Origin of the sequence: Nonomuraea sp. PA05, from assembly GCF_008086045.1 — a bacterium.
GTDB classification, from domain to species: domain Bacteria; phylum Actinomycetota; class Actinomycetes; order Streptosporangiales; family Streptosporangiaceae; genus Nonomuraea; species Nonomuraea monospora.
The window spans coordinates 164,466-188,861 of sequence record NZ_VSEY01000026.1 but is presented as its reverse complement, the minus strand read 5'-3'; the positions used below and the strand labels follow the sequence as shown (position 1 = coordinate 188,861).

Sequence of the window (24,396 nt, the reverse complement as noted above, 5' to 3'; positions counted from 1 at the left end):
ACGGTGGCCCTGCGGGGTCAGCCGGTAGGAGGTGCGCGGCGGGAAGCCGGGGCGGCGGTCGCGGACGAGCACGCCGCTCCGCGCGAGCTGTGCCAGCCGGTCCGACAGCACCTTGTCCGACAGCGCGGGCAGCGCCTGCGCGAGCTCGGTGAACGTGCGCTCCCCCTTGAGCAGCTCGCGCACCACCAGCGTCGTCCACCGGCCGCGCAGCGCGGCGAGCGTCACCTCCACCGGGCAGGACGGGGTGGGCGCGGCGACGTCCGCGCGGGGGTCGTCCGGCAGACCCGGCCGGACGACGTGACCAACCGTTTGGTGAGCCACTGAGGAGCCTCCTAGCGTTGCCGTGTCTTGATTTCTACCTGCTCAGAGGGAGTGGTGGACGATGCGTGAGCTCGCCGAGCGGCCGCAGGATGTGCCGGCGGTCTTCGCCGAACGCTTCAACAGCGGCGATCCCACGGCGGTGGCCGAGGTGTACGAGGACGGGGCGGTGTTCGTGCCCGAGCCCGGCCGCCCGCTGACCGGCGCCGAGGCGCACGCCGCCAACGTGGCGTTCATGGAGCTGGGGGTGCCGATCACCGTGCGCCCCCGGCACGTCTACACGACGGGCGACCTCGCGCTGCTGATCGTGGACTGGACGATCGAGGGCACGGACCGTGCGGGCGAGCAGGTCCGCATCGAGGGCACGGCCACGGACGTCGCCCGGCGCGGCGAGGACGGCCGCTGGCGGTACGCGATCGACAACCCGTTCGGAACCACCGGCTGAATTGTCAGTGCCACCAGCCATCATTGACCCATGACCGAGACACCCCCCGTCACCGCCCTGGCCGACGACACGGCTTACGCCGAGGCCGTCCAGCTCGCCGTCGACTCCTCCGCGGCCTACTACGCCGACGGCACCTCGACGCTCGACGACGACGCCTACGACCGGCTGGTCCGCGGCATCCAGGCGTACGAGGAGGAGCACCCCGAGTCGGTGCTGCCGTCCTCGCCCACCGGGAAGGTGGCGGGCGGGGCCGTCGTGGGCGACGTGCCGCACACGGTGCCCATGCTGAGCCTCGACAACGTGTTCGGCGCCGAGCAGCTCGCCGACTGGGCGGCGGGGGTGGAGCGCAGGCTCGGGCGTCCGGTGACGGTGTGGAGCGTGGAGCCCAAGCTCGACGGGCTGGCGATCTCGGCCCGTTACCGGCACGGCCGGCTGGCGCAGCTCGTCACGCGCGGCGACGGCACCGCCGGTGAGGACGTCTCGCACGCCATCGGCACCGTCGTCGGCCTGCCCGAGCGGCTCGCCGACGCCGTGACGGTGGAGCTGCGCGGCGAGGTCATGATGACCACGTCCCAGTTCGAGGAGGCGTGCGCCAAGCGGCAGGCGCACGACGGCACCACGTTCGCCAACCCGCGCAGCGCCGCCGCCGGCACGCTGCGCGCCCAGGACCGGCCCTACGTGTGCGAGCTGACGTTCTTCGGCTACGGCGCCCTGCCCGCGCCCGGCGACGAGTCCGACCTGGCGGTGCGCCTGCGCGAGCTGCCGCACAGCGAGGTCATGGAGTGGGTGGCCGCGCAGGGCGTGCAGACCACGGCCGCCACCCCGGTGGCCGGCATCGTGGCCGAGGCGCTCGACCAGGTGCAGAGCCGGGTCGAGGAGATCGCGGCGGCGCGGCCCGCGCTGCCGTTCGGGATCGACGGCATCGTGATCAAGTGTGATCTGGCCAGTGATCAGGCTGCGGCGGGGTTCAGCTCGAGGGCGCCGCGGTGGGCGGTGGCGTACAAGCTGCCCGCCACCGAGAAGATCACCAAGCTGCTCGACGTGACGTGGAACACCGGCCGCACCGGCGTCATCGCCCCCCGCGCCGTGCTGGAGCCGGTCGAGCTCGACGGCAGCATCGTCACCTACGCCACCCTGCACAACGTCGCCGACATCACCCGGCGCGGGCTGATGCTGGGCGACAGCGTGACCGTCTACAAGGCGGGCGACGTCATCCCCAGGGTCGAGGCGCCCGTGGTGCATCTGCGTACCGGAGAGGAGCGGCCGATCCCGATCCCCGAGGTCTGCCCGACCTGCGGAGACGCGATCGACCGCTCGCAGGAGCGATGGCGGTGCGTGCGCGGGCGCGAATGCCAGGCGATCGTCTCCATCATCTACGCGGTCGGTCGCGACACGCTCGACATCGAGGGCCTGGCGGAGAACCGCATCCGGCAGATGCTCGCAACCGGCCTGATCGCCGATTTCGCCGACCTGTTCTTCCTGACCCGCGAGCAGCTCCTCGGCCTGGAGCGCATGGGCCAGACCAGCACCGACAACCTCCTCGCCGCCATCTCGCAGGCCAAGACCCGGCCGCTGAGCAGGGTGTTCGCGGCGCTCGGCGTGCGCGGCACCGGCCGCTCCATGAGCCGCCGCATCGCCCGCCACTTCGCCACCATGGACGCCGTCCGCGCCGCCGACGCCGAGGCCATCCAGCAGGTCGAAGGCATCGGCCCGGAGAAGGCGCCGGTCGTGGTGGAGGAGCTGGCCGAGCTCGCCCCGCTGATCGACAAGCTGGTGCGCGCCGGGGTGAACATGACGGAGCCCGGCGCCACCCCGCCGACCGACGACCCGAAGGCGGCCGAGGCCGAGGGCCTGCCCCTGGCCTCGATGTCGGTGGTGGTGACCGGCACCATGACGGGGCCGCTGGCGGCGCTGACGCGTAACGAGGTGAACGAGCTGATCGAGCGGGCCGGTGGCAAGTCGTCCTCCAGCGTCTCCGCCAAGACGTCGATGCTGGTGGCCGGGGAGAAGGCGGGCTCGAAGCGGGCCAAGGCCGAGACGTTGGGGGTGCGGATCGTGAGCCCGGAGGAGTTCGCCGAGCAGGTCAGCGCATTCCTCTGAGGGTCGGCAGAGCGTGCTGCCCGACTCCGGGTGCGTTACGGGGCGTGGTGCGTTACGGGGCACCGGGTGCGTCGCTGAGCAACGGCGGCCTTATTTGGCGGGGGTGGAGCGGCGGCGGAGCCAGCCGGCGGCGCGATGTGCCACCGGGCCGAGCACGCTGACCTCCTTGGTGGCCTTCTTCAACGCCTGAACGGCCTGCCGCGACTCCGCGGTGACCTTCTTCAGCTCGGCCGTCGTACGCCGCAGTTCGGCGGTGAGCCGGTCGAGCTCGCTCTGCGGCTGCGCGGGCTTCGGCTTCTTGCGCTGGTTGAGCCGGACGAGGCGGCGATCGCCGAGCACGTCCGTCGTGTGCCACAGATCGGGGCGGGTGGCGAGCCATTCGAGCAACCGCTCCTGGACGGGCATCGCATCGCCCCACGTCCCGTACAGCTTGTGCGTGGTGACGCAGACGGGCTCCAGCCCCAGCCGGCCGACCGCCTCCCAGACGGCGAGCGCGACGCCCGGCGTGTGCTCGCTGCGGTAGTCGTCGAAGGCGACGATCCCGTCCGGCCTGAGCACGGTCCGTGCCGCCAGGACGTCGTCCGCGACCTGCGTGTACAGGTGGGAGGCGTCCACGTGGACGAAGCGGCAGGTGTCGGCCTTGACGTGGTCGAGGATGACCGACGTCGGCCCGTGCACGATCTCGGGCAGCGTGTCGTGGACGCCGAGGTAGTTCTGCTCGAACTGGTGGCGGGTGAGCGTGGCGTACGACCGGCTGGTCTCGGCGTCGTTGTCGGCGTCGGGGGCGTCCGACTCGAACAGGTCGCAGACGGTGAACCTCTCGCCCCGGCGTACGTGGCCGCCGATCAGCACGGCACTCTTGCCGAGGTACGTCCCCATTTCCAGGACGTCACCTGAGGCGTCCTGGTCCGACAGGAACCACTCGAACAGGCGTTGGTCGGCCGGCCAGAACCAGCCGGGGATGCGTTCCAGCGCGGCGGTGAGATCTGGTGCTGACATGCCCGGACGCTAACAGCCGCGTTTCGCGCGGAAGAAGAGGGTTTGCCGCATGGCCATCGGAAGGTCACCGAAAGTTCGGCCGGCCGGGGAGTGGCTCGCACTCATTCCGCGCACCTCCATTCTGTCGGTGCCGCCGTTCATAATCGCCATCAGCAGCGGCGCTCGGGTCGGGGTCGGCGCGGACGAGGCCCCGGTCCGGCTACGGCAGCAACTCGGGAGGGAGGCGGCGATGGCCAGGCGATCCAGGCGGCGGCGCAGGACAGGCATGCGGGAGCGGTTGTCGCTGCTCGGCCTCGCGGGCACGTTCGCCGTGGCCGCCCTCGTGGCGAAATTCGCGGCGGAGAATCCGGGACGGGCCACGCTTATCGCCACGACACTGATCGCCATTTTCTGCACAGCTCTCTTCCTGAGATATCGGACCATTCAGACGCATCGCCGACAATTCCTTGCCGCCAACGCGGAATTGGCGAAAGTCGACCTGATGACCGGTCCCCAATTCGAGCACCTCGTCGCCGAACGCATGATCGCCGACGGTTTCCGCCGGGTGCGGGAAAGAGGCCGCAGCGGTGACGGCGGCGTCGACATCACCGCCGTCGCACCCGGCGGCACCCCGTACGCCGTGCAGTGCAAGCGCTACAGCCGGACCGTCGGGGCCCCCGACGTGCGCAACTTCCTGGGGGCGCTGGCCAACGCCTTCGACGGACACACGGGCGTCCTCGTCACGTCGGGCCACCTCACCCGGCAGGCCCGCGCCGAAGCCCTCAGCGCCCGCCAACCGCTCGTCCTCGTCGAACGCGACCAGCTCGCCGACTGGCTGACCGGCCGAACCAGCCTGACACCACAGCGGGCACGACCCACGCTGGTGGAAGGCGATGAGTTAGCGTGACTCCCTTCAGAGGGCAACCCGGCGCGGCCAACCTCAGAGCCCGGGCCAGTAGGGGCGACCGCAAAGGGGGAACCAGCGGGCCGACCTCAGGGGGCGGACCAGCGGGGCCGACCTCAGGGGCGGGCCAGCGGGGCCGACCTCGGAGCCCAGACCAGCGGGACCGGCACCAGGGGGACGAGCCGTTGCGGGCTGGCCTCAGAGGGCGGGCCAGCGTAGCCAACCTCGGAGGCGAGCCGACACGGCCGGCCTCGGGGCGAGCCAGCGCATGAGCGGCGTTGAGGGATGAGTCTGCGTGATCGACTTCGGGGTGGCCGCACCGTTAGGGTTGGGCGCTTCGTTCCTTCACCCCCTGAGGAAGCACCCGTGCTTCGCTACCGCATTGGCCCGCTTGTGGTGGCCGTCCTCGCGGTGCTGGTCGCCGCCTCCGGCGTCATCGCCTTCGTGACCGGTGATCCGCGGCTGTCCATGCTGTTCGTGCACGCACGGTTCACCGAAGATCCTGGCGGGCTGGTCACGGACCACCTCGTGATACTGGTCCTGGTGGGCTTGGCGCAGGTGTGGGCACTGTGGCAGGTCCTGCCGAAGCAGCACGACACCGGGAGGAAGCCGCGCAGGGACGCCGACGGGAGGAACGCGGGCGAGGACACCGACGGAAGGAGCGCGGGCGAGGACGCCGACGGAAGGAGCGCGGGCGAGGACGACGGCGGAAGGAAGCCGGGCGAGGACGACGGCGATAAGAAGCTTCGCAGGGACGTCGGCGGCAAGAAGCCCGGCTGGGACGAGCGGCTGCTGCGGCTCGTGTTGTACACCTGGGTGTTGGGCGTATTCACCGACCGCCTGCCGTGGGTGGACCTGCCCGAGGTGCTCGTACAAGCCGCCGCCGCTGTGCTGTTCTTCCGGGTCATGCGCACGGTGGCCCTGCCGCTGCGGCTGGCTGCGCTCGTCGTGGGGTTGCTGGAGCCCGTCGGGGTGCTGGTCCACGCGATGACCTGGATCGACAGCGCCGCGCTGTACGACGTCCTGTCGATGGGCGTGGCGTCCTGGCCGGTCTGGGTCGTGCTGACGCTGGTGGCGCAGGCGAAGGACGGCCGATGGCGGCGGGGCACGCTGTGGGCTGGGGCGATTGCCGCCGCCGGGCCGGTGCTCATGCCGCAGCTCGAGTTTCCCTTTGTGCGGTCCTTTGCCTGGTTCGAAGGGATCGGGCTGCTCATCGACGTGTTCATGGTGGTGTGGCTCGGCCGGTCCGCCCGGGAGGCCGGCCGCGAGCCCAAGGTCGCGACAGGCGCTCTGGCCGAAGGCACGACAGGCACAACGCCCGAAGGCACGACCAGCGCAACGCCCAAAGGCGGGACAGGCGCAACGCCCGAGGACGCGACAGGGACAACGCCCGAAGGCGGGACAGGCGCAGAATCCGTAGGCGCGGCGGGTGCCCGGTCCGAAGGCGCGGTTGGCGCCGCGCCCAAGCGTCCGTTGCGGTGGTGGCCGGTGCAGGGGGTGGCCGTGGTGGTGCCGTTGGTGCCCGCCGCGGTCAACTGCGTGAACGGGGTGTTCACCTGGGTCGGGCCGCGCGGGGCGATCGCGTCCTGGTTCGCCGGGAACGGATGGTTCATGCAGCCGCTCTGGTTCTCGCTCGACGTCCTCGTGGGCGTCGGCGGCGCCTCGGGGCTGGTGCTGGCGGCCGTGCTGCTGCGGACGCGGCGGCTCGTGCTCGGCTCGGTGGGGGCGTTGCTGCTCGCGGCGGTGGCCGGGGTGGTGAGCGGGGCGACGACGTGGAACGAGGGAGAGCGGGCGTTCCAAGCTTTCGAGTCCGCGTTCCGGGCCGCGATGTTCCCCGATCCGACCGCCGTCACCCCCTACTACGAGAGTGGGGTCGTCGGCCTCGTCCGTCCTTTCGAAAGTCCTCTGTTACGTCACGACGAGGGTGTTCCTCTGCTGTTCGACGAGATGCTGGCTGCTGAGCCCGGCATCTCGCCGCTCTGGTACAGCGCCGCCTTCACGGTTTCCGCGTTACTGCTGCTTCTTGCGTACGGCGGTGGTCGTGTGCGTCGCCCGTACCGGACGGTGGTGGCGAGCGTCGTCACGGTGGCGGTGATCGCGTTCGTGCCTGCGTCGGACCAGCAGCCCGGCCGGTTCACCACGGCGAGCGACTGCGGCGATATGAATCTTGATGAGGGCCCAGGCACCGACTCAAGCGTGGGCGCGGGCGAGATGCGGTTCGTCTGTGTGGTGCGGAGCAGCGAGAATCCGCCGTTCGGCAAGCACATGCCCGACGACCGCCTGATCGCGTACGGGCGGCGGCTCTGCGACATCTACACCCGAGGCGACCCCCGGGAGTCGGCGGCGTTCGGGGCCGCGCACGGCGTCGCGCCCCTTGACCAAGCCGCGTACCTACAGGATTTCTGCCCTAAGGCCGACGCGGACCTCGACAAGGCCGCCGCCGACGACGAGGCCGAGATGCTGGCGTGGGAGGCCGAGGCGCGGGCCATGTGCGACCGCGCGCCGCACCACCGGCCGCTGATCGATCCGGTGCGGGCCACCAGGGAGAAGGAGCCGGTCTGGCCCGAGTTCTGGCTGGAGGCGTACGAGATGGAGGGGATTCCGCAGGACGGGCTGTACGAGCAGGAGGTCGATCTGGTGGCCGTCGCGCCCGGTCATCTGCTCATCGGGGTGGACACCACCTACCGCGTCTGCGTCACCACCGAGACCTACGACCGCCGTCCCCCGGTCGAGACGAAGGGCTGGGATCACGTCGTCGAGATCGGGTACGAGAGCCCGGCGGGCAGGATCGAGCTCACCGACAACCTCTCCGGTGCCGGGCTGCCCGACCTGTCCCTGCGTGGCAGGAAGGGGCATTACCGGATCCGCGTCCACTACGACCCGCCGGACTGGGAGAAGCGGGTGGGGCAGCGGCTGCTCGTCATGGCGTGGCCGGGACGCGGCGACGACAGGGTGGTGCACCGCGCGCCTCAACGCTGAAACCGAGCTGGCGGTGCGTGCCCTTCACGAGCCGCCGCAACGCCGAGAAGCCCTTCACGAGCCGCTGCAACGCCGAGAAGCCCTTCACGAGGCGCCGCAACGCCGAGAACAGAAAGCGGTGCCCACCGGGGCGGCTCAGCGCTGCGAGCAGATGGCGGTGTCCACCGCGGCCTCGACCCGCTGCTGGGCGGGAACCGTGGTCGGCAGGTGGGTGACGGCGACGGCGGCGGCGCGGCCGTCCTCGGTGGCGGCGTTGGCGGTGTGGTAGCCCGGGATGGAGCCGCCGTGCCCCCAGGCGGTCACGCCGCACGACAGCTTCACGCTGCTCACCCCCAGCCCGTACCGCCCCTCGCGGCCGAACTGCGGGGCCGCGACGGTGGTGCGCATCTCCTTGAGCTGGGCGGGCTTGAGCAGCTTGCCGTCGAGGAGCGCGGTGAAGAAGCGGTTCAGATCGCTGGGCGTGGAGATCATCTGCCCGGCGGTCCAGGCCTGGGACGGGTCGAACTCGGTGACGTCGGTCATCGGCTGCTTGGGGTCGTCGCGGTGGTAGCCGGTGGCGTACGGCCGGCGCACCTTCTGGTCGCCGTCGCCCGGGAAGTAGGTCCGGGTCAGGCCGATCTTCGAGATGGTGCGCCGGGTGATCTCCTCGCTGGCGCGGTGACCGGTGACCTTCTCGATGAGCAGGCCCGCGACGATGTAGTTGGTGTTGGTGTAGGCCCATTTGGCGCCGGGCGCGAACTGTGCCTTCTTGCTGAGCGCGAGGTCGAGGAGCTGCCGCGGCTGGTAGTGCGTGTGCAGGATGGGCAGGACGCCCTTGGCCAGCAGCACGTCGGTGTACTCGGGCAGGCCGCTGGTGTGCTGGAGCAACTGGCGCACGGTGATGCGGCGGCCGTCGATGCCGTCGCCGCGCAGCAGGCCGGGCAGGTATGTCTCGACGGGGGCGTCCAGCTTGACCTTGCCCTCGCCGACGAGCTGCAGGACGGTCACGGCGGTGAAGGTCTTGGTGTTGCTGCCGATGCGGACGTACGCGTCGGCCGGCGGCCGACCCTTCGCCCCGGCGGTGTAGTGCCGCGTCTCGCCGTCGCGTGACTGCACGGAGGCGAGCGCGCCGGGGAAACCGTCCTTGGTGACGAGCTCGTTCAGGGTCGTCTCCGTGGGCGGGGACGCGGCGGCGGCCTGCGTGGCGCTGCCGCAGAGGACGGCGAGGGCGAGGGCGGAGGCACCGGTCCACCGGTGGAAGCTCATAGCGATCATGCCTCAAAACTACGGACGGTCATGGGCCGGTAGCGATCCCGTACACGGGACGATCGCCGGTAGGGCCAGCCCTACCATCCGACCGTCCGCCCTGCCGATCCGACCGGCCGTCTCCTGATGGCGTCCGCGATGCCTGTGGCCCGCCGCGCCGGGCACATCTTCCTGGAACGTTAGGAGCAGGCGATGACCCCCGGCGCCCCCAGGACCGACGTCGACCAGGCCCTGCTGGGCCACGCCACCTACCGCAGCCTCGGCGAGCAGAGGCTGACCCCGGCCGAGGAACGCTTCGAGCGGGCCAGACGCACCACCGGCCTGTGGCTCGCGCCGCTCGTCACGGTGGCGTTCCTGCTGCTGCCCATCGGCATGGACGCCGGGCAGCACACCCTGGCGGCCGTGCTGATCGGCGTCATCGTGCTGTGGGTGACGGAGCCGGTGCCCATCCCCATCGGCGGGCTCATCGGCGTCGGCGTGATCGTGCTGCTCGGCGTGGCGCCCGCGGCCGACGCGCTGACGCCGCTCGGCTCGCCCACGCTGTTCACGTTCATCGGGGCGTTCATCCTCGCACAGGCGATGCTCAAGCACGGCGTGGCGCGCCGCTTCGCCTTCCGCATCCTGTCGCTGCCCGGCGTGGGCCGCTCGACGTTCCGGCTGATCGTGGCCTTCGGGGCGATCACGTGCGTGCTGTCGGCGTTCGTGTCGAACACCGCCACCGTGGCCATGCTGCTGCCCACCGCGCTCGGCATGCTCGCCGTCATCGCCAAGCTGCTGCAGGACCGCGGGCTGGTCGCGGCCGACTTCAACCCGCTGCGGCTGCGGGTCGGCGCGGCGCTGGTCCTGATGCTCGCGTACGGGGCCAGCGTCGGCGGCCTGATCACCCCCGTGGGCAGCCCGCCGAACCTGATCGGCCGCGGCCTCATCGAGGAGGCCACCGGCGAGCGCATCTCGTTCACCGAGTGGATGCTCACCGCGTTGCCGATCTGCGCGCTCATGTTCGCCGCGCTCGCCGTCGTGCTGCTCCTGCTCAACCGGCCGGAGATCCGCAGGATCGAGGGCGTCGAGGAGTACGTGCGCCGGGAGCGCGCCGCCCTCGGCCCGCTGTCGCGCGCGGAGCGCAACACCCTCGCCGCCTTCGGCGTCACCGTGTTCCTGTGGGTCTTCCCCGGGCTGGTCGCGGTGTTCACCGGCACCGAGTCCGCGCTCTACACGACGATCAGCGAGCGGCTCAACGAGGGCGTCGTGGCCGTGCTCGGCGCCGCGCTGCTGTTCGTGCTGCCGACCGACTGGAGCAGGCGCGAGTTCACGCTCAACTGGAGTGACGCCGCCGGGATCGACTGGGGCACGATCGTGCTGTTCGGCACCGGCATCATCTTCGGCTCCCTGCTGGAGGACACCGGGCTGGCCAGGACCATCGGCTCGTCGGCGGCTTCGGCGCTGGGGCTGGGCAGCGTGTTCGCCATCACCGCGTTCGCCGTGGTGCTGGCCGTGCTGGTGTCGGAGACCACCAGCAACACCGCTTCGGCGGCCGTGGTGGTGCCGATCGTCATCCCGATCGCGATGGCCGCCGGGGTGAACCCGTTCGTGCCCGCGCTGGCGGCGACGTTCGCGGCGTCGTTCGGGTTCATGCTGCCGGTGTCGACGCCGCAGAACGCGATCGCGTACGGGTCGGGGGTGGTGCCGATCACGACCATGATCCGGTCGGGGGTGAGCTTCGACGTGCTCGGCGCCCTGCTGATCATCCTGGTCCTGCCGCCGCTCGTGGGGCTGACCGGCATCGGCGGCTGACTGAACGCGATCCGTCACGCTCCCCGGGCACGTCACGCCTCCCGGACGCGTCATGCCTGCCGGGCGCGTCACGCCTCCCGGGCGCGTAGGAACGCTTCCAGTGCGGCTCGGACGGCGGCGCGCGTCGGCTCCAGCGCGATCCCGTGCTCCCACAGCAGCTTCCCCGCCACCCCCGACTTGTCGTGCAGCAGCCCGAGCAGCATGTGCTCGGTGCCGATGTAGTTGTGCCGCAACTCCGCCGTCTCGGTCAGCGCCGCGGTGAGGGCGCGCCGCGCGTCCGCGCCGACCGACAGCGCCGCCGGTGACCCGGGCCCGGTGGGCAGCCGCCGTTCCAGTCCTTCGCGTACGGCTGCCGGGTCGGCGTCCTGGGCGGCGATGGCGCGCACGGCCAGCGTGTCCGGGTCGTCGAGGATGCCGAGCAGGACGTGACCGGCCTCGATGGACGGACGGCCGAGGCGGCGGGCGTGCGCCTCGGCCCGTTCGAGCGTCTCCTTGGCCCGGCCCGTGTAGCGCTCGAACGCCCCCGACTGGGCCAGGTCGGCGATGGTGAGGCTGGACCAGCGCCGCCCGTAGCGCTGCTGGGCCGCCTGGCGGCTGATGCCGAGGTGGTCGCCGATGTCCGCCCAGGAGAATCCCTCGGCGCGAGCCAGCTCGACCAGGTAGCCGAGCAGGCGGTCGCCGACTTTCTCCAGGTCGGACAGGACACCTTCGGCCACCGTGAGCCGGCTCAGGTGGTCGGTGTCGTCCGCGCTGCGCTCTTCGACGATCGACAGCAGCTCGGCGAGGTCGGGTAGCTGTGGCACCGTACCATTATGGCTGTCAACGGCAGACTTGACACTTCTCTAGCGTCAATGCGAGCGTTGACACCATGGACATCAGCACCTTGGAAGAGGCGCTCGACACGTTCGTGCCCGAGATCATGGAGCACTGCGGCACGCCCGGCCTGTCGATCGCGGTGGGCGCCGGCACGGAGGTGGCGCTGACCCGCGCGTACGGAGTCGCGGACCTCGCCACCGGCCGCCCGATGACGGCGGACACGGTCGCGCCCACGGGATCGGACTGCAAGCCGTACACCGGGGTCGCCGCCCTCCAGCTCGTCGAACGCGGCGTGATCGGGCTGGACGAGCCGATCGACCCGTACGTCCGCGTCGTCAACCCGCACGGGCAGCGGCCCATCACCCTGCGGGACCTGCTCACCCACCGCAGCGGGCTCGGCGCCGGCATGGGCAACTTCGACCGGGTGCCGCCCCCGCCGCTGGGCGAGCACCTGCGGCGGGTGCTCGAAGCGGGACGATCCGACGCGTACGGGGGCACGATGGTCCCGTTCTGGGCCGGGCCCGTGGGAGCCGCCTACCAGTACAGCAACGTGGGCATCGCCGTGGCCGGGCACCTCGTCGAGCTGCTCAACCCGGATGGGGTGACGTTCTCGGAGTGGGTGGGGCGGCACGTGTTCGAGCCGCTGGGGATGGGGTCGACCGTGTTTCCTCGGGCGCAGCATCCCGACTTCGTGCCGGCCGGGCTGCTGGCCCGCCGCTCCACCGGGTACGCGACCTTGCCAGGTCTGCGGCTCCCGTTGCCGACGTTGTATCCGGGTGACTATCCGGCGGGGTCGGCGTTGAGCACGCCCTCCGACCATGCCCGGTTCGTGCTGGCGATTCTCAACGGCGGGGCTCCGGTGCTGTCCCGGGAGCTGGCGACGCAGATGATCACGGCGCAGGCGTCCGGGGGCACCCTGGCCGGGCCTCGGCCTGAGCTGGCTGTTGGGTTGGTGTTCAACGTGTTCGGCGGACAACATCCGTACGTCGGGCATGGCGGCGAGTATCCGTGGGGGTGGACACACTTCACGCGAGGGTGGACCGAGGATCGGGTGGCGTTGGTGATCTCCGCCAACCAGCTCGATCTGGGTGACTTCGGGCTGTCCGATCGGCCCGGTCACGCTGCCGCCCGGATGGTCGCCGAGATCGTCACCGCCTGGGTGCACGGGGCCGATCCCCGGCCTCGGCGCGCCCTGGCCGCTGGGCGGAGTTACCTGGCGGGGCTGCTGGTCGGTGATCGGCTGACGACTCGGCTCGGTATCGCGTCGCCGCCGTCCGAGGAGGACGTCGCGCGGATCTGCGCAGGGGGTGAGGCGGCGTTGCCATGGGATGTGGAGGCGTTCCGGGCGGGGGTGCGGGAGGTGCGGCTGACTGCTTCGCCGCTGGTGGACAACGTGGCTACGGTGCGGCGGGAGTTCGTGGGGCACGAGCTGGCGTTGGTGGCGGGGCAGTTGGGGGTGCCTGGCTTGGCCACACAACTGGCGAACAGCCCGGCTCCGCAGGCGGGCGCAGGGGCGCGGGTAGGGCAAGGCGCCGCGTCACAGGCAGGCGCAGGGGCGCAGGTGGCGGAAGGCGCCGCGTCACAGGCGGGCGCAGGCTCGCAGGTGGCGGAGCAGTGAGCGGGGGCGAGACGCGGACCGTCCTGGAGGCGTTGTCGATCGCCGTGTCGGCAGGCGTCCCGACGCTGTTGTGGGGCAGCCCCGGCACCGGCAAGACCTCAGCCGTCGTAGCCCTCGCCGACTCCCTGAACTGGCCCATCGAGGTCGTCATAGGCTCGATCAGGGAGCCGAGCGACTTCGCGGGCCTGCCGGTGATCTTCGACGGCGCCGTCCGGCTGACCCCTCCCGCCTGGGCTCAGCGCCTGGCCACGGCCGGGCACGGCCTGCTCTTCCTGGATGAGCTGACCACCGCTCCCCCGGCCGTCCAGGCGGCGATGTTGCGGGTGGTGCTGGAGCGGGTGGTCGGCGACGTACGGCTGCCGGACAAGGTGCAGGTGGTCGCCGCCGCCAACCCGCCCGAGGAGGCCGCCGACGGCTGGGACCTGGCGCCGCCGCTGGCCAACCGGCTCATTCACCTGAACTGGCCGGTGGACGGCAGGCAGATCGCACGGGGTCTGGCGGTCGGTTTTCCCGCGCCGTCGCTGTCGGGGTTCGCGCAGCCACCGTCCCGGGAGCAGGTGGTGGAGGCGCGGGCATCGGTGGCGGCGTTCCTGGAGGTCAGGCCCATGCTGGCGCTGCGGGTCCCGTCGAGCGACGGCGCGCCCAGCCGTGGGGGAGGTGGTCAGGGGTGGCCCAGCCCCCGCTCCTGGGAGGCCACCGCCAAGCTCATGGCCGCGTGCGAAGCGGCCGGGGCCCCGTCCGACGTCCTGGCCGTCCTGGTGACAGGAGCCGTAGGTGAGGGGGCGGCCCTGGAGTTCCTGTCCTGGCTGGAGCACCTGGACCTGCCGGACCCCGCGGCGGTGCTGGCGAACCCGGACGCGTTCGACCTCCCCCACCGCAGCGACCGCGCCTTCGCCGTCCTCACCTCAGTGGTAGCGGTGGCGGTGTCGGCGGGGGACGCGGACCGGTGGGACGCCGCCTGGCGGGTGATCGCCAAGGCCGCCCGCACCGCACCGGACGTGGCCACCCTCGCCGCCCGTACCCTGGCAGGCCACCGCCCGCCGGGCGCCGCGATCCCGTCCGCGCTGCTGGAGCTCACCCCGATCCTGCGCGCGGCGGGACTGCTCGGTGACTAGCCCCGAGTTGTGGCAGAAGTGGTCGGCGGCTCGCGTCCGGGCCGCCCACCATGCCCCCTACCTCGCGAGCGCCCTCCTCTCCCTCCACCCCGTCATGATCACCGGCTCCCCCGCCGACCTGCGCCGCTTCCCCACCGACCAGCGCTGGCACGTGTACGTGGGAGCCGAGGAGCTGGCCCGCCAGACCGTCCCAGAGGTGGGCTTCTGGCTCATCCACCAGGTGACACACCTGCTACGTGACCACGCCCGCCGCTACCCGGGCACGTTCGACCGCGAAGAGCAACGCACCTGGAACCTGGCCACCGACGCCGAGATCAACGACGACCTCACCGCACGACCACCCGACGCGACCACTACAGCCCGTCTCGGCCTCCCGGACGGCCGCACCGCCGAACAGTACTGGCACGCCCTGCACGAGCCACCGCCCGCACCGGGCGACTGCGGCAGCGGGTGCGACGGCCTGCCCCGCGATTGGGACCGCGACCTGCCCGGCCTCTCCCCCACCGCCGCCCGCCTGACCGCGCTCGACACCGCCCGCAGGATCCGCGAACGCCTGAACGCCCAGGACGACGTCCCGGCCGGTTGGCGCCGCTGGGCAGGCGAGGTGCTCGAACCCGCCGTGAGCTGGCGCCGCCACCTGTCCGCCAAGGTGCGCCACGGCCTCGCCCAGGCGGCGGGCCGTGTGGACTACACCTACCGCCGCCCGTCGCGCAGGGCCGCCGCGCTGCCCGGCATCGTCCTGCCGAGCCTGCGACAGCCCCTCCCCTCGGTGACGGTGCTGATCGACACGTCGGGCTCCGTCACCGAGACCATGCTGGCCCAGGCGCTGGCCGAGGTCACCGGGGTGCTGCGGGCCGTGGGGGTCGGCAGGCGGCTCCTCACGGTGATCACGTGCGACGCGCGCGCGTACCGTCCGCAGAACCTCGGCCGCGTCTCGAACGTGCGGCTGGACGGCGGCGGCGGCACCGACCTGCGGGCCGGGTTCGCCGCCGCCCTGGCCGGACGCCCGCCCCCGGACCTGATCATCGCGCTCACCGACGGCCGCACCCCGTGGCCGCACCGCCCGCCCGCCACCCGGGTCATCGTCGCCCTGCTCGACGCGACGGGGCAGGCGCCCGAGTGGGCGGAGACCGTACACGTGGAAGGAGCATCATGACGTTCGACCCGGCCCCGTACGAGGCCGCCGGCATCCCGCCCGCCGAGGCGCACCGCTGGTGGACCTGGCGTCTGTCGCCCACCCAGGCCGCCACCTGGCGGCGGGCCGGCATCACCGACCCCGCCGAGGCCACCCAGTGGGCCACCGCCCAGGTCACCCCCGGCACGGTCGGCAGGTGCCTGTCCGCGGGGCTGACCGCCGCCGAGGCGCTGCTCTGGCACGAGTACGAGTTCGGCCTCGACGACGCCATCGCCCTCAAGCACCAGGGCCACGCCCCGGACCAGGCCTACGACCTCAAACACGGCCGGAAGCCACGCAGCCTCGACGACCCCACGGCTCCGGGGGACGCGTTCACCAGCCTGATGGCGTTCGCGGGCGGCGGCGATCCCCGTGACAGGGCCCAGCGGTTCATCGCCCGCCTGGGGAACACCGACGCCCTGGTCATCTTCAGCTACTGCGGCGCGGACTGGGTGGACGACGAGGCCGCCGCCTGGGCCCGCCAGAACGTGGACGCCCCCACCGCGCGTATGTGGCAGGAGCTGGGGCTCAGGCCGGGTGAGGCCAGGCGTCACATTCAGCGCGGCCTCAACCCGATGGGGGTCGCCAGGGCGTGGTGGCAGGCCGGGATCCCGTTCGAGGAGACGGCGTCGTGGGCGGGCGCGGGCCTGACCCCGGAGGAGGCCGTCGCCCAGCGCGCCAAGGGCGTCACCGCCGAACAGGCCGAAACCCTCCGCACCCTCCGCGACGATCGCTGACACGCCGGTCACCCCAACCGCCGCGCCATGCCACCGCGCCATGCCACCGCGCCATGCCACCGCGCCATGCCACCGCGTCCTGCCACCGCGTCCTGCCACCGCGTCCTGCCGCCGCCCGAACGCCGCGCCGTGTCGGGCCGTGTCTCAGTCGGGCCGTGTCTCAGTCGGGCCGGCGCCAGTACGCGGCGGACGCGCTGCCGTGCTTGACCACCTGCGGCAACGACTCCTCCGCCGGCCAGATGTGCAACAGGTAATGATCGACAGGCCCACCCGACAGGTCCACCCCATCGACGGCCTCGTCCATCCCCCGCGCGTGGTACCGCAGCCGGTACCACCCGGGCCCGGCGGGCAGCGCGGGCAGGTCGTGACCCGTCCCGCCCCACTCGTGCAGCTGGAACTCCCCGGATTCGGACTCGATGCTGATCTCCACCACGTCCTCGAAGCCCTCGACGTCCGCCCCGGGGTCGCGGCCGGCCACGGTCACGGTGAAGTCGACCGTCCCGGTGTGCAGGCCGGTGATGAGGAACGCGTTCCCGCCCTCGACGCGGATGATGCCGACGGGGTGGGTGGGGTGGTCGTCGGGGATGTCCTCGGGGCCCTCGGCGTCGTCGGTGCAGTCGATCAGGTACGCCTGCCGGTAGCTGACGCGGAGGTCGAGGTGCACGGTGTCCGATTCGTTCATGGACGCCGAGCGTAGAGCCGATGACCGACATTTCCTGAAAGTTTCACCTCGCGCCACCGTCGACGAAGCTCCGCACGCTGGCGCTTCCCGCAGCCCCGATGCCTCAGAGCAGCACTCACCTTTGGGGTTAGTTTGTCGAGACGACTAACAATTAGCGGATGAGAATATGCATGGCAACGCTGGCCGCCCTCCTCGTGGCAGCCGCCACCGTCCTCACCGCCACCACCGCCCGAGCCGCGGTCGGCTGCCAGGTCACCTACACCGTCCCCAACCAGTGGTCCGGCGGCTTCTCCGCGAACGTCGTCATCAAGAACCTCGGCGACCCCCTGACCGGCTGGACCCTCGGCTGGTCGTTCGCCGCCGGCCAGCAGATCACGTCCGGATGGAAGGCGACCTTCACCCAGAACGGCGGCCAGGTGAGCGCCGCCGACGCCGGCTGGAACGCCTCCCTCGGCACTAACGCCACCACCGACCTCGGCTTCAACGCCACCTGGAACAACTCCGCGAACCCCGCCCCCGCCGCGTTCACCCTGAACGGCGTGACCTGCACCGGCGGCACCACCCCCGGCGAGCCCACCCCCACCCCCACCCCCACGGTCACCCCGCCCCAGGGCCAGCTCTGCAACGCCTTCGACTCGGTGACGATGGGCAAGTACTGGGTCAACAACAACCTGTGGGGCCAGGACTCCGGCACCGGCACGCAGTGCGTCTGGGCGGGCTCCACCAGCGGCAGCACCATCTCCTGGGGCACGAGCTGGAACTGGTCGGGCCAGTCGAACCAGGTCAAGTCGTACGCCAGCTCGGTCCTCGGCTGGCACTGGGGCTGGAAGCTGTCCAACACGGGCCTGCCGACCCAGGTCTCGGCGAACCGCAACGTGAGCACCACGTGGAACTACAACGTCTCCACCACCGGCACCATGAACGTCGCCTACGACCTGTGGCTGCACACGATCTCCAACCCCACGTGGGAGAACAACCCCACCGACGAGGTGATGATCTGGACGTACCGGACCGGCGGCGCGGGCCCGGTGGGCACCAGGCAGGCCACCGTCACCCTGGGCGGCACGAACTGGGACCTCTACCGGGGCAACATCGGCTGGGAGGTCTACTCCTTCGTCCGGACCGGGAACACCAGTAGCGTCAACCTCAACCTGCGCGATTTCCTCAACCACCTGGTGAGCCGGGGGTGGCTGGCGAGCTCGAAGTACCTGACGAGCGTCCAGGCCGGCACCGAGGTGTTCATCGGCCAAGGCCGCCTGGACACCACCGCCTACTCCGTCAACGTGAGCTGATCAGGCGGTGAACACCAGCGACGTGTTGTGCCCGCCGAACCCGAAGGAGTTGGTCATCGCCGCCCCCAACCGCCCGTGACGCGGCCGCCCGGAGACGATGTCGAGCCCGATCCCGGGGTCGGGTGCGTCCAGGTTCCGCGTCGCGGGCACGATCTCGTCCCGCAGCGCGAGGACCGTGGCCACGGCCCCCAGCGCTCCGGACGCGCCGCACAGGTGCCCGGTCATCGACTTGATCGCGGTCACGGCGGCATGAGTGCCCACCGCTTGACCGATCGAGGAGGCCTCGGCGAGGTCGCCTGGCGGGGTGGAGGTGGCGTGCGCGCTGACGTGCCGCACGTCCCCGGCGTCCAGCCCGGCCGTCTCCATCGCCAGCCGCATCGCGCGGGCCTGCCCTTCGGGAAGGCCCGCGGTGATGTGGTACGCGTCGGACGTGACGCCCGCGCCCGCCAGCATCGCGTACGCCCGAGCGCCCCGGGCCGCAGCGAATTCGGCTCGCTCCAGGATCACCATGGCCGCCCCCTCGGCGAGCACGAAGCCGTCCCTGCCGCTGTCGAAGGGCCGCGAAGCCTCCTCCGGCGCGTCGTTGCGCCTGGACATGGCCTTGGCCTGCGCGAACCCGGCGATCGTCAGCGGGTGCAGGCAGGCCTCCGCACCGCCCGCGATCACCACGTCCGCCCGGCCGAGCCGGATCAGGTCCAGGCCCATCGCGATAGCCTCGGCGCCCGAGGCGCAGGCGCTGACCGGCGTGTACGCGCCGCCGCGCGCCCCGAACTCGATGCTGACCACCGCCGCGGGGCCGTTGGGCATGAGCATGGGCACCGTGTACGGCGACACCTTGCGCGCACCCGAAGCCTCCAGGACATCGTCCTGGCCCAGCGTGGTCAGCACGCCGCCGACACCCGTGCCGATCACCACGGCCAGCCGCTCGGGCTCCACCTCGGGGGCGGCGGCGTCGTGCCACGCCTCCCGTACCGCGACGAGCGCGGCCTGCTGGCAGCGGTCCAGCCGCCGGGCCTGTACGCGGCCCAGCACCTCGGCGGGGTCCGCACGCATCCGCCCGCCCATCCGCACCGGCAGGTCCCGCGCCCAGTCCTCTTCCAGGGCGGTGATCCCGGAACGCCCCTCCAGCAGGGCCGCCCAGGTCTGGCTCACGTCTCCGCCCAGGGGTGTGGTGGCGCCGAGCCCGGTGACCGTCACGTGCCGCATCCGCATCTCCCTTGATCGCTGCTTCGAACGATGCCAGGGCTCTACCGTGGGGCCCGATGTCCCGAACGTCCGAAAATGCCGTTCGGATTTTGTCGGCCATCGCGAGTGGCCTGCGCGAGATCGCCCGCGCCACCGGGCCTCTCGTGCGCATCAGCTCACGCGGAACTGACCGGCACGAACCCCGACCCCGCCCGATAGTTCGGCGACTGATGCCGGAAGTAGGTGTTGTACACCTGGCAGTACCTCCCGCCCGCCGCCAGCAACGTCCCGTGATCCCCCTCCTCCACGATCCGCCCGTGATCCAGCACGATGATGCGATCCACGTGCTCGATCGTGGACAGCCGGTGCGCGATGACGATGGACGTCCGCCCGGCCAGCACCACGTCCAGCCCTTCCTGGATCTGCGCCTCGGTCAGCGGATCGACGCTGGCCGTGGCCTCGTCCAGCACCACGATCGCCGGGTCCTGCACGAGCAGCCGGGCCAGCGCGACGAGCTGCCGCTGCCCCATCGACAGCGCCCGCCCGTGCTCGCCGACGTCCGTCTCCAGCCCGTTCGGCAGCGCCTCGATCCAGTCGCCGCCGCCCACCGCGGAGGCGGCGGCCAGCACCTCCTCGTCGGTGGCCTCGGGCCGCGGGTAGCGGATGTTGTCCGCGACCGTGCCGCTGAACAGGAACGGCGCCTGCGGCACGGCCCCGATCTGCTTGCGGAAGCTGCCGAGCTCCAGGGTGCGGATGTCGCGGCCGTCGATCAGCAGGCGCCCGTCCTGGAACTCGTAGAACCGGGTGATCAGCTTGCTGAGCGTGGACTTGCCCGCGCCGGTGTGGCCCACCAGCGCCACGGTCTCCCCCGCCTCGATGACGAGGTCGAAGTCGCGCAGCACGGGGTGCGCGGGGTCGTACCCAAAGGTCACGCCCTCGAACTCGATGCGCCCGGCCAGCCGCCCGGCGGGCTGGGAGTCCGTCTGCACGACCCGCGGCGGCGCGTCGATCAGCGCGAAGACCCGTTCTGACGCCGACAGCCCCTGCTGGAACTGCGACCAGAACGCGGCGATGGACGTCAGCGGGAACCAGAAGAGCGACACGCCTTGCAGGAACAGGTACCAGTCGCCGGCCGACAGCCCGCCCGCGACGACCGACGCGCCGCCGAGTTGCACAAGCGCGACCGTGGCCAGCCCGGCCACCAGGAAGAGCACAGGGAAGATGGCGGAGAAGACGAACCCCTGCCGCAGCGTCACCTGGTAGCTCTGCCGGTTGATGGGCCGGAACTCGTCGTAGACCTGCTGCTCCTGCCGGAAGTTCTTGGCCACGGCGATGCCGCCCATGGTTTCCTGGAGGTTGGCGTTCACCCGGCTCAGCGACCGCTGCGCCTGCCGCGTGCTCGCTCTGGCCAGCCGTCTGAACAGCAGCGCCAGCCCCATCACGATGGGCACCACCAGCAGCGTCAGCAGGGCCAGCTCGACGCTGCGCACGAACAGCAGCACGGTGACGAAGCCGACCATGAGCACCTGGCTGATCAGGTCCATGGTGAGGGTGGAGACGGTGGCGAAGTCGTCGGTGTCGGACGTCACCCGGCTGACGATCTTGCCGGACGGCGTCTCGTCGTAGAAGGACAGGTCGCGCTTGAGCACGGCGTCGAAGGCGTCCTCGCGCAGGCTCAGCACCACGTCGCCGGTGACCTTCGCGCTGTTCTTCTGCCTGACGTGGTTGAAGCCCCACGACAGCACCCCGGTGCCCAGGACGCCCGCGATCAGCAGCCATCCCACGTCGCCGATCGTGCCGTCGGCGATCGCGTCGACGGCCAGGCTGCCCAGCGTGGGGATGGCCGCCTGGGCCGCCGAGCCCAGCACGATCATCACGGCGACCAGGACCATGGCGCCCAGCTTGGGCCGGAAGTACGACAGGATCCGGCGCAGCAGATCGCGGTCGTTGTAGGTGCGGTCGTAGTCTTCGGCGTCGAGACCGTCCATGAGGAAGCCCATCAGCGCGTCCCTCCCTGCTCGCCGGCCAGGACCGGCCCGTCGTCGCGTAGGTCGGCCTCGTCGTAGTGGGCGAAGACGCGCCGGTAGAGGCGGCTGCGCCCGATCAGCTCGTCGTGGGTGCCGAAGTCGGCCACCTGGCCGCGGCGCAGCAGCAGCACCTTGTCGGCCCAGCGGATCTGGGAGAGCCGGTGGGTGATGAGCAGGGTGGTGCGCCCTTCGAGGATGCGGCCGATGGCCTGCTGGATCTTGTCCTCGGTGGCGGAGTCGATGGCGCTGGTGGAGTCGTCGAGCACGAGGATCGCCGGGTCGGTCAGCAGCGCCCGCGCGATCGCCAGCCGCTGCCGCTGCCCGCCGGACAGCGTGACGCCCCGCTCGCCGATCACGGTGTCGTAGCCGTCGTCCAGCTCCTCGACGAACTCCGCGGCCTGCGCGTCGCGCGCCGCCGCCACCACCGCCTCGCGGTCGGCCCGCTGGCCCTTGCTGAAGGCGATGTTCTCGGCCACGGAGCGGGAGAAGAGCACGATGTCCTGCTCGATGGTGGAGATCTGCGAGCGCAGCGAGTCGAGGTCCCATTCGCGTACGTCGACGCCGTCCACCAGGATCCGCCCCGACGTCACGTCGTAGATGCGCGGCACCAGCTTGGTCAGCGTGCTCTTGCCCGACCCGGTCTCGCCGACGACGGCCACCGTCTCCCCCGGCCGCACCGTGAACGTCACCCCGCGCAGCGCCGGCTCGCCGTCCTCCTCGTAGCCGAACGTGACGTCCTCGAAGACGATCTCGCCGCTGATCGGCGCGGCGTGCCCGTCGGGCCGCTGGTCGATCTCGCTCTCGGACGTGACGACGCCGAGGATCCGGCGCGCGGACACGATGCCGATCTGGATCAGCGAGAACGTGAAGATCGACATCTGCGTGGGGAACCCGAGCATGCCCATGAGCCCCATGAACGCGACCATCTCGCCGATCGTGATCGCCCCGATGCCCTGAAGGTAGAGGCCGTGCCACATCGCCCCCGCCATGGCGAAGGCGAACAGCAGCGTCGGCAGGTAACGCGCCTGCACCAGCCCGTTGCGGACGAACGAGTCGCGGTAGCGCCGCGCGTTCGCCCTGAACCGCAGCCGCTCCTGCTGCTCCTGCGCGGTCACCTTGATCACCTCGATGCCCCGCACCGCCTGGTTGAGCCCCGCGTTGAGATCGCCGAACTCCTCACGCATGCGCGTCGAGACCGGGTTGAGCTGCCGCATGTAGTGCCACAGCGCGAACCCGAACACCACCGCGAACACCCCGGGGGCCAGCAGCAGCCGCGGATCGATGGCGGCGATGAAGAACAGCGGCACCAGCCCGGTCAGCCCCGAGTCCACGATCAGGTCGGCGCCCGGCGTGATCATGATGGAGAGCTGCCGGATGTCGTTGGCCGCCCGGGCCATCAGGTCGCCGACCCGCTGACGGTTGTGGAACGTCTGGCTCTTGCCCAGCAGGCTCACGTACAGCTCGTCGCGGGCGTCCCGCTCCAGCCGCTTGGCCAGCACCTCGCTCGACAGCCGCGCCCACAGGTCGAACAGCCCGCGCGCCAGCACGACGGCCAGCAACGCCCACGCGATCGCCCCGAGCGCGTCCATCGGCTCACCGCGCACGCCCAGCACGGCGTCGAACGCGTCGCCGGTGAACTGCGGCACCAGGGCGTTGAGCACCACCATGACGAGCGACCCGCCGAGGAACCCGAGCAGGTGCACCGGATGACGGCGCAGATGCGACCAGAGCCAGCGCACCGGACCGCGCCGGTTGTAGCGCGGCCCGGAGACGGAGAACTCCGAGCCACTGGTGATCGACATGCTCCATGCCCCCTGGCCTAGGTGGAATCTGCTTTGTACCACCGGGCACCGACAGTTCTCGAACCCTTTAACGCGCTGGCGTAGCGTAGTCGCATGGAACGCATGAGTGACGAGGAATGGCGGGCGTTCGTCCTGACCGGCACCCGTACGGGCAAGCTCGGGGTGACGCTGTCCGACGGTGCGCCGCACGTGACGCCGATCTGGTTCCTGCTGGACGGCGACGACGTGGTGTTCAACACCTCCGAGACCGGGCTCAAGGCCAAGGCGCTGCGCCGCGACCCGCGGGCCGTGTTGTGCGTGGACGACCAGACGCCGCCGTTCTCGTACGTGCTGCTCAAGGGGCGCGCGGCCATCTCGCTGGATCTGGAGGAGATGCTGGCGTGGGCCGTCGAGATCGGCCGGCGGTACATGGGGGACGAGCGCGCCCAGGAGTTCGGCACCCGCAACGCCATGCCGGGTGAGTGTCTTGTGCGGCTACGTATCGACAAGGTGATCGCGCACCGCGCCATCGCGGCCTGAGCGCCGCTCACCCTAGGACGAGAGGCAGCCTCCCTGCCAATGCGCCGAACTTCGCCCGCTCCTCGTCGGTCGCGGCCCGCCGTCCCGTGCCGACCAGCAGCACGTCCACGTCGGAGAACGCCTCGGGGAACCTCGCTCCGGCCAGCTCCTCCAGCATCGCGCGGGACCGCGACAGCGCCTCATCGGACGGCCCGGCGACGTCAGGAAGGTGGGCGATCAGGTCGAGGTGGTGCAGAGTCCACTCCAGGACGTACGCGGACAGGTAGTCGCCCACTGTGAGCACCTGGTCCTTGGTCCCCACCCGGGCGGCCGGGTCGGCCAGCGCGGCGGCCCGCCCGGCGGCGGCCCCGACGTCGTCGAGGTGGAACTTGAGCAGCCGCGGCTCCTGGTAGGCGGCGGCGAGGCGGACGATCAGCGCGTCGAGCGGGTCGTCGCCGGTCGGCGGCTCGTCGAGAAGGTCCCAGTACGTGACCGCGTTCCTGGTCGGCGGCCCGTCCTCGGGGGTGGCGACGGTGATCAGGACGTCCTGGGCGTCGATGACCAGGTGGCAGGCCAGGTCACGGACGAGCCAGCCCGCGCATCCGGACGGCCGTTCGAAGTCCTCGTCGGGAAGCTCGGCGACCGCCGTGCGCAGCGCGGCCCACGACTGCGAGAAGAGATCCACTGCGT

20 protein-coding genes are annotated in these 24,396 nt (G+C 71.4%); 11 read left to right on the top strand and 9 right to left on the bottom strand.

The window, feature by feature from the left end; genetic code table 11:
* A partial coding sequence (locus FXF51_RS36100; protein WP_148439197.1) for a winged helix-turn-helix transcriptional regulator occupies positions 1–321 on the bottom strand: 321 nt, incomplete at its 3' end.
* 61 nt (positions 322–382) lie between these two features.
* On the opposite strand from FXF51_RS36100, the gene FXF51_RS36095 reads away from it, so the two are divergent.
* Together FXF51_RS36095 and ligA are read left to right on the top strand one after the other, a co-directional pair.
* A complete protein-coding gene (locus FXF51_RS36095; RefSeq protein WP_148439196.1) occupies positions 383–763 on the top strand; it encodes a YybH family protein in 381 nt (126 codons plus the stop codon).
* A gap of 30 nt (positions 764–793) precedes the next feature.
* Positions 794–2,863: an NAD-dependent DNA ligase LigA gene (gene ligA / locus FXF51_RS36090; RefSeq protein ID WP_148439195.1), complete on the top strand. Its 2,070-nt coding sequence runs from the start codon at positions 794–796 to the stop codon at positions 2,861–2,863.
* A gap of 90 nt (positions 2,864–2,953) precedes the next feature.
* Here ligA and FXF51_RS36085 read toward each other — a convergent pair whose 3' ends face one another.
* Entirely contained in the window at positions 2,954–3,862 is a 909-nt protein-coding gene (locus FXF51_RS36085; protein ID WP_148439194.1) for a class I SAM-dependent methyltransferase, read from the bottom strand.
* 49 nt (positions 3,863–3,911) lie between these two features.
* Here FXF51_RS36085 and FXF51_RS36080 point away from each other — a divergent pair, with 49 nt between their 5' ends.
* The gene (locus FXF51_RS36080) at positions 3,912–4,748 is read left to right on the top strand and encodes a restriction endonuclease (RefSeq protein WP_148439193.1); all 837 of its coding nucleotides are present in this window, start codon (positions 3,912–3,914) and stop codon (positions 4,746–4,748) included.
* Between the two features lie 363 nt (positions 4,749–5,111).
* Positions 5,112–7,724: a hypothetical protein gene (locus FXF51_RS36075; RefSeq protein WP_148439192.1), complete on the top strand. Its 2,613-nt coding sequence runs from the start codon at positions 5,112–5,114 to the stop codon at positions 7,722–7,724.
* 135 nt (positions 7,725–7,859) lie between these two features.
* Here FXF51_RS36075 and FXF51_RS36070 read toward each other — a convergent pair whose 3' ends face one another.
* On the bottom strand, positions 7,860–8,978 hold the full coding sequence (locus FXF51_RS36070; protein ID WP_148439191.1) for a serine hydrolase domain-containing protein: 1,119 nt from the start codon (positions 8,976–8,978) through the stop codon (positions 7,860–7,862).
* A gap of 183 nt (positions 8,979–9,161) precedes the next feature.
* Between FXF51_RS36070 and FXF51_RS36065 the strand changes: the two genes are divergently transcribed.
* Positions 9,162–10,760 carry an SLC13 family permease gene (locus tag FXF51_RS36065; protein WP_148439190.1) on the top strand — a complete coding sequence of 533 codons (1,599 nt, stop codon included), beginning with the start codon at positions 9,162–9,164 and terminating at the stop codon, positions 10,758–10,760.
* A gap of 68 nt (positions 10,761–10,828) precedes the next feature.
* Here FXF51_RS36065 and FXF51_RS36060 read toward each other — a convergent pair whose 3' ends face one another.
* Positions 10,829–11,563 (bottom strand): Clp protease N-terminal domain-containing protein, encoded by a 735-nt coding sequence (locus tag FXF51_RS36060; protein WP_148439189.1) that lies wholly within the window; start codon positions 11,561–11,563, stop codon positions 10,829–10,831.
* A 65-nt stretch (positions 11,564–11,628) separates the two neighbouring features.
* On the opposite strand from FXF51_RS36060, the gene FXF51_RS62965 reads away from it, so the two are divergent.
* Genes FXF51_RS62965 through FXF51_RS61170 form a run of 4 tightly spaced genes read left to right on the top strand, consistent with a single transcriptional unit; the run spans position 11,629 to position 16,220 of the window.
* Positions 11,629–13,194 carry a serine hydrolase domain-containing protein gene (locus tag FXF51_RS62965; protein ID WP_148439188.1) on the top strand — a complete coding sequence of 522 codons (1,566 nt, stop codon included), beginning with the start codon at positions 11,629–11,631 and terminating at the stop codon, positions 13,192–13,194.
* Complete coding sequence (locus tag FXF51_RS36050; RefSeq protein ID WP_262380058.1) at positions 13,191–14,309, top strand: AAA family ATPase; 1,119 nt, start codon at positions 13,191–13,193, stop codon at positions 14,307–14,309. The genes FXF51_RS62965 and FXF51_RS36050 overlap by 4 nt, the downstream gene beginning before the upstream one ends.
* Positions 14,302–15,465, top strand: coding sequence for a DUF2201 family putative metallopeptidase (locus FXF51_RS36045; protein ID WP_262380057.1), 1,164 nt, complete (start codon positions 14,302–14,304; stop codon positions 15,463–15,465). Before FXF51_RS36050 ends, FXF51_RS36045 begins: the two co-directional genes overlap by 8 nt.
* The gene (locus FXF51_RS61170) at positions 15,462–16,220 is read left to right on the top strand and encodes a hypothetical protein (protein WP_187414756.1); all 759 of its coding nucleotides are present in this window, start codon (positions 15,462–15,464) and stop codon (positions 16,218–16,220) included. The genes FXF51_RS36045 and FXF51_RS61170 overlap by 4 nt, the downstream gene beginning before the upstream one ends.
* A 160-nt stretch (positions 16,221–16,380) precedes the next feature.
* Here the strand turns inward: FXF51_RS61170 and FXF51_RS36035 are convergent, their stop codons facing one another.
* A complete protein-coding gene (locus FXF51_RS36035) occupies positions 16,381–16,902 on the bottom strand; it encodes a hypothetical protein (protein WP_148439186.1) in 522 nt (173 codons plus the stop codon).
* 170 nt (positions 16,903–17,072) lie between these two features.
* Between FXF51_RS36035 and FXF51_RS36030 the strand changes: the two genes are divergently transcribed.
* Positions 17,073–18,194 carry a GH12 family glycosyl hydrolase domain-containing protein gene (locus FXF51_RS36030; protein ID WP_187414755.1) on the top strand — a complete coding sequence of 374 codons (1,122 nt, stop codon included), beginning with the start codon at positions 17,073–17,075 and terminating at the stop codon, positions 18,192–18,194.
* On the opposite strand, the gene FXF51_RS36025 is transcribed toward FXF51_RS36030, so the two are convergent.
* The 3 genes from FXF51_RS36025 to FXF51_RS36015 form a co-directional block, all read right to left on the bottom strand.
* Positions 18,195–19,406 (bottom strand): beta-ketoacyl-[acyl-carrier-protein] synthase family protein, encoded by a 1,212-nt coding sequence (locus FXF51_RS36025; protein WP_187414754.1) that lies wholly within the window; start codon positions 19,404–19,406, stop codon positions 18,195–18,197.
* Positions 19,407–19,555: 149 nt separating this feature from the next.
* Entirely contained in the window at positions 19,556–21,379 is a 1,824-nt protein-coding gene (locus FXF51_RS36020; protein ID WP_148439183.1) for an ABC transporter ATP-binding protein, read from the bottom strand.
* Positions 21,379–23,208, bottom strand: coding sequence for an ABC transporter ATP-binding protein (locus FXF51_RS36015; RefSeq protein WP_187414753.1), 1,830 nt, complete (start codon positions 23,206–23,208; stop codon positions 21,379–21,381). Before FXF51_RS36015 ends, FXF51_RS36020 begins: the two co-directional genes overlap by 1 nt.
* A gap of 93 nt (positions 23,209–23,301) precedes the next feature.
* Here FXF51_RS36015 and FXF51_RS36010 point away from each other — a divergent pair, with 93 nt between their 5' ends.
* On the top strand, positions 23,302–23,727 hold the full coding sequence (locus tag FXF51_RS36010; RefSeq protein ID WP_148439182.1) for a PPOX class F420-dependent oxidoreductase: 426 nt from the start codon (positions 23,302–23,304) through the stop codon (positions 23,725–23,727).
* A gap of 7 nt (positions 23,728–23,734) precedes the next feature.
* Here FXF51_RS36010 and FXF51_RS36005 read toward each other — a convergent pair whose 3' ends face one another.
* Complete coding sequence (locus FXF51_RS36005; protein ID WP_148439181.1) at positions 23,735–24,391, bottom strand: maleylpyruvate isomerase N-terminal domain-containing protein; 657 nt, start codon at positions 24,389–24,391, stop codon at positions 23,735–23,737.
* Between the last annotated feature and the right edge of the window lie 5 nt (positions 24,392–24,396).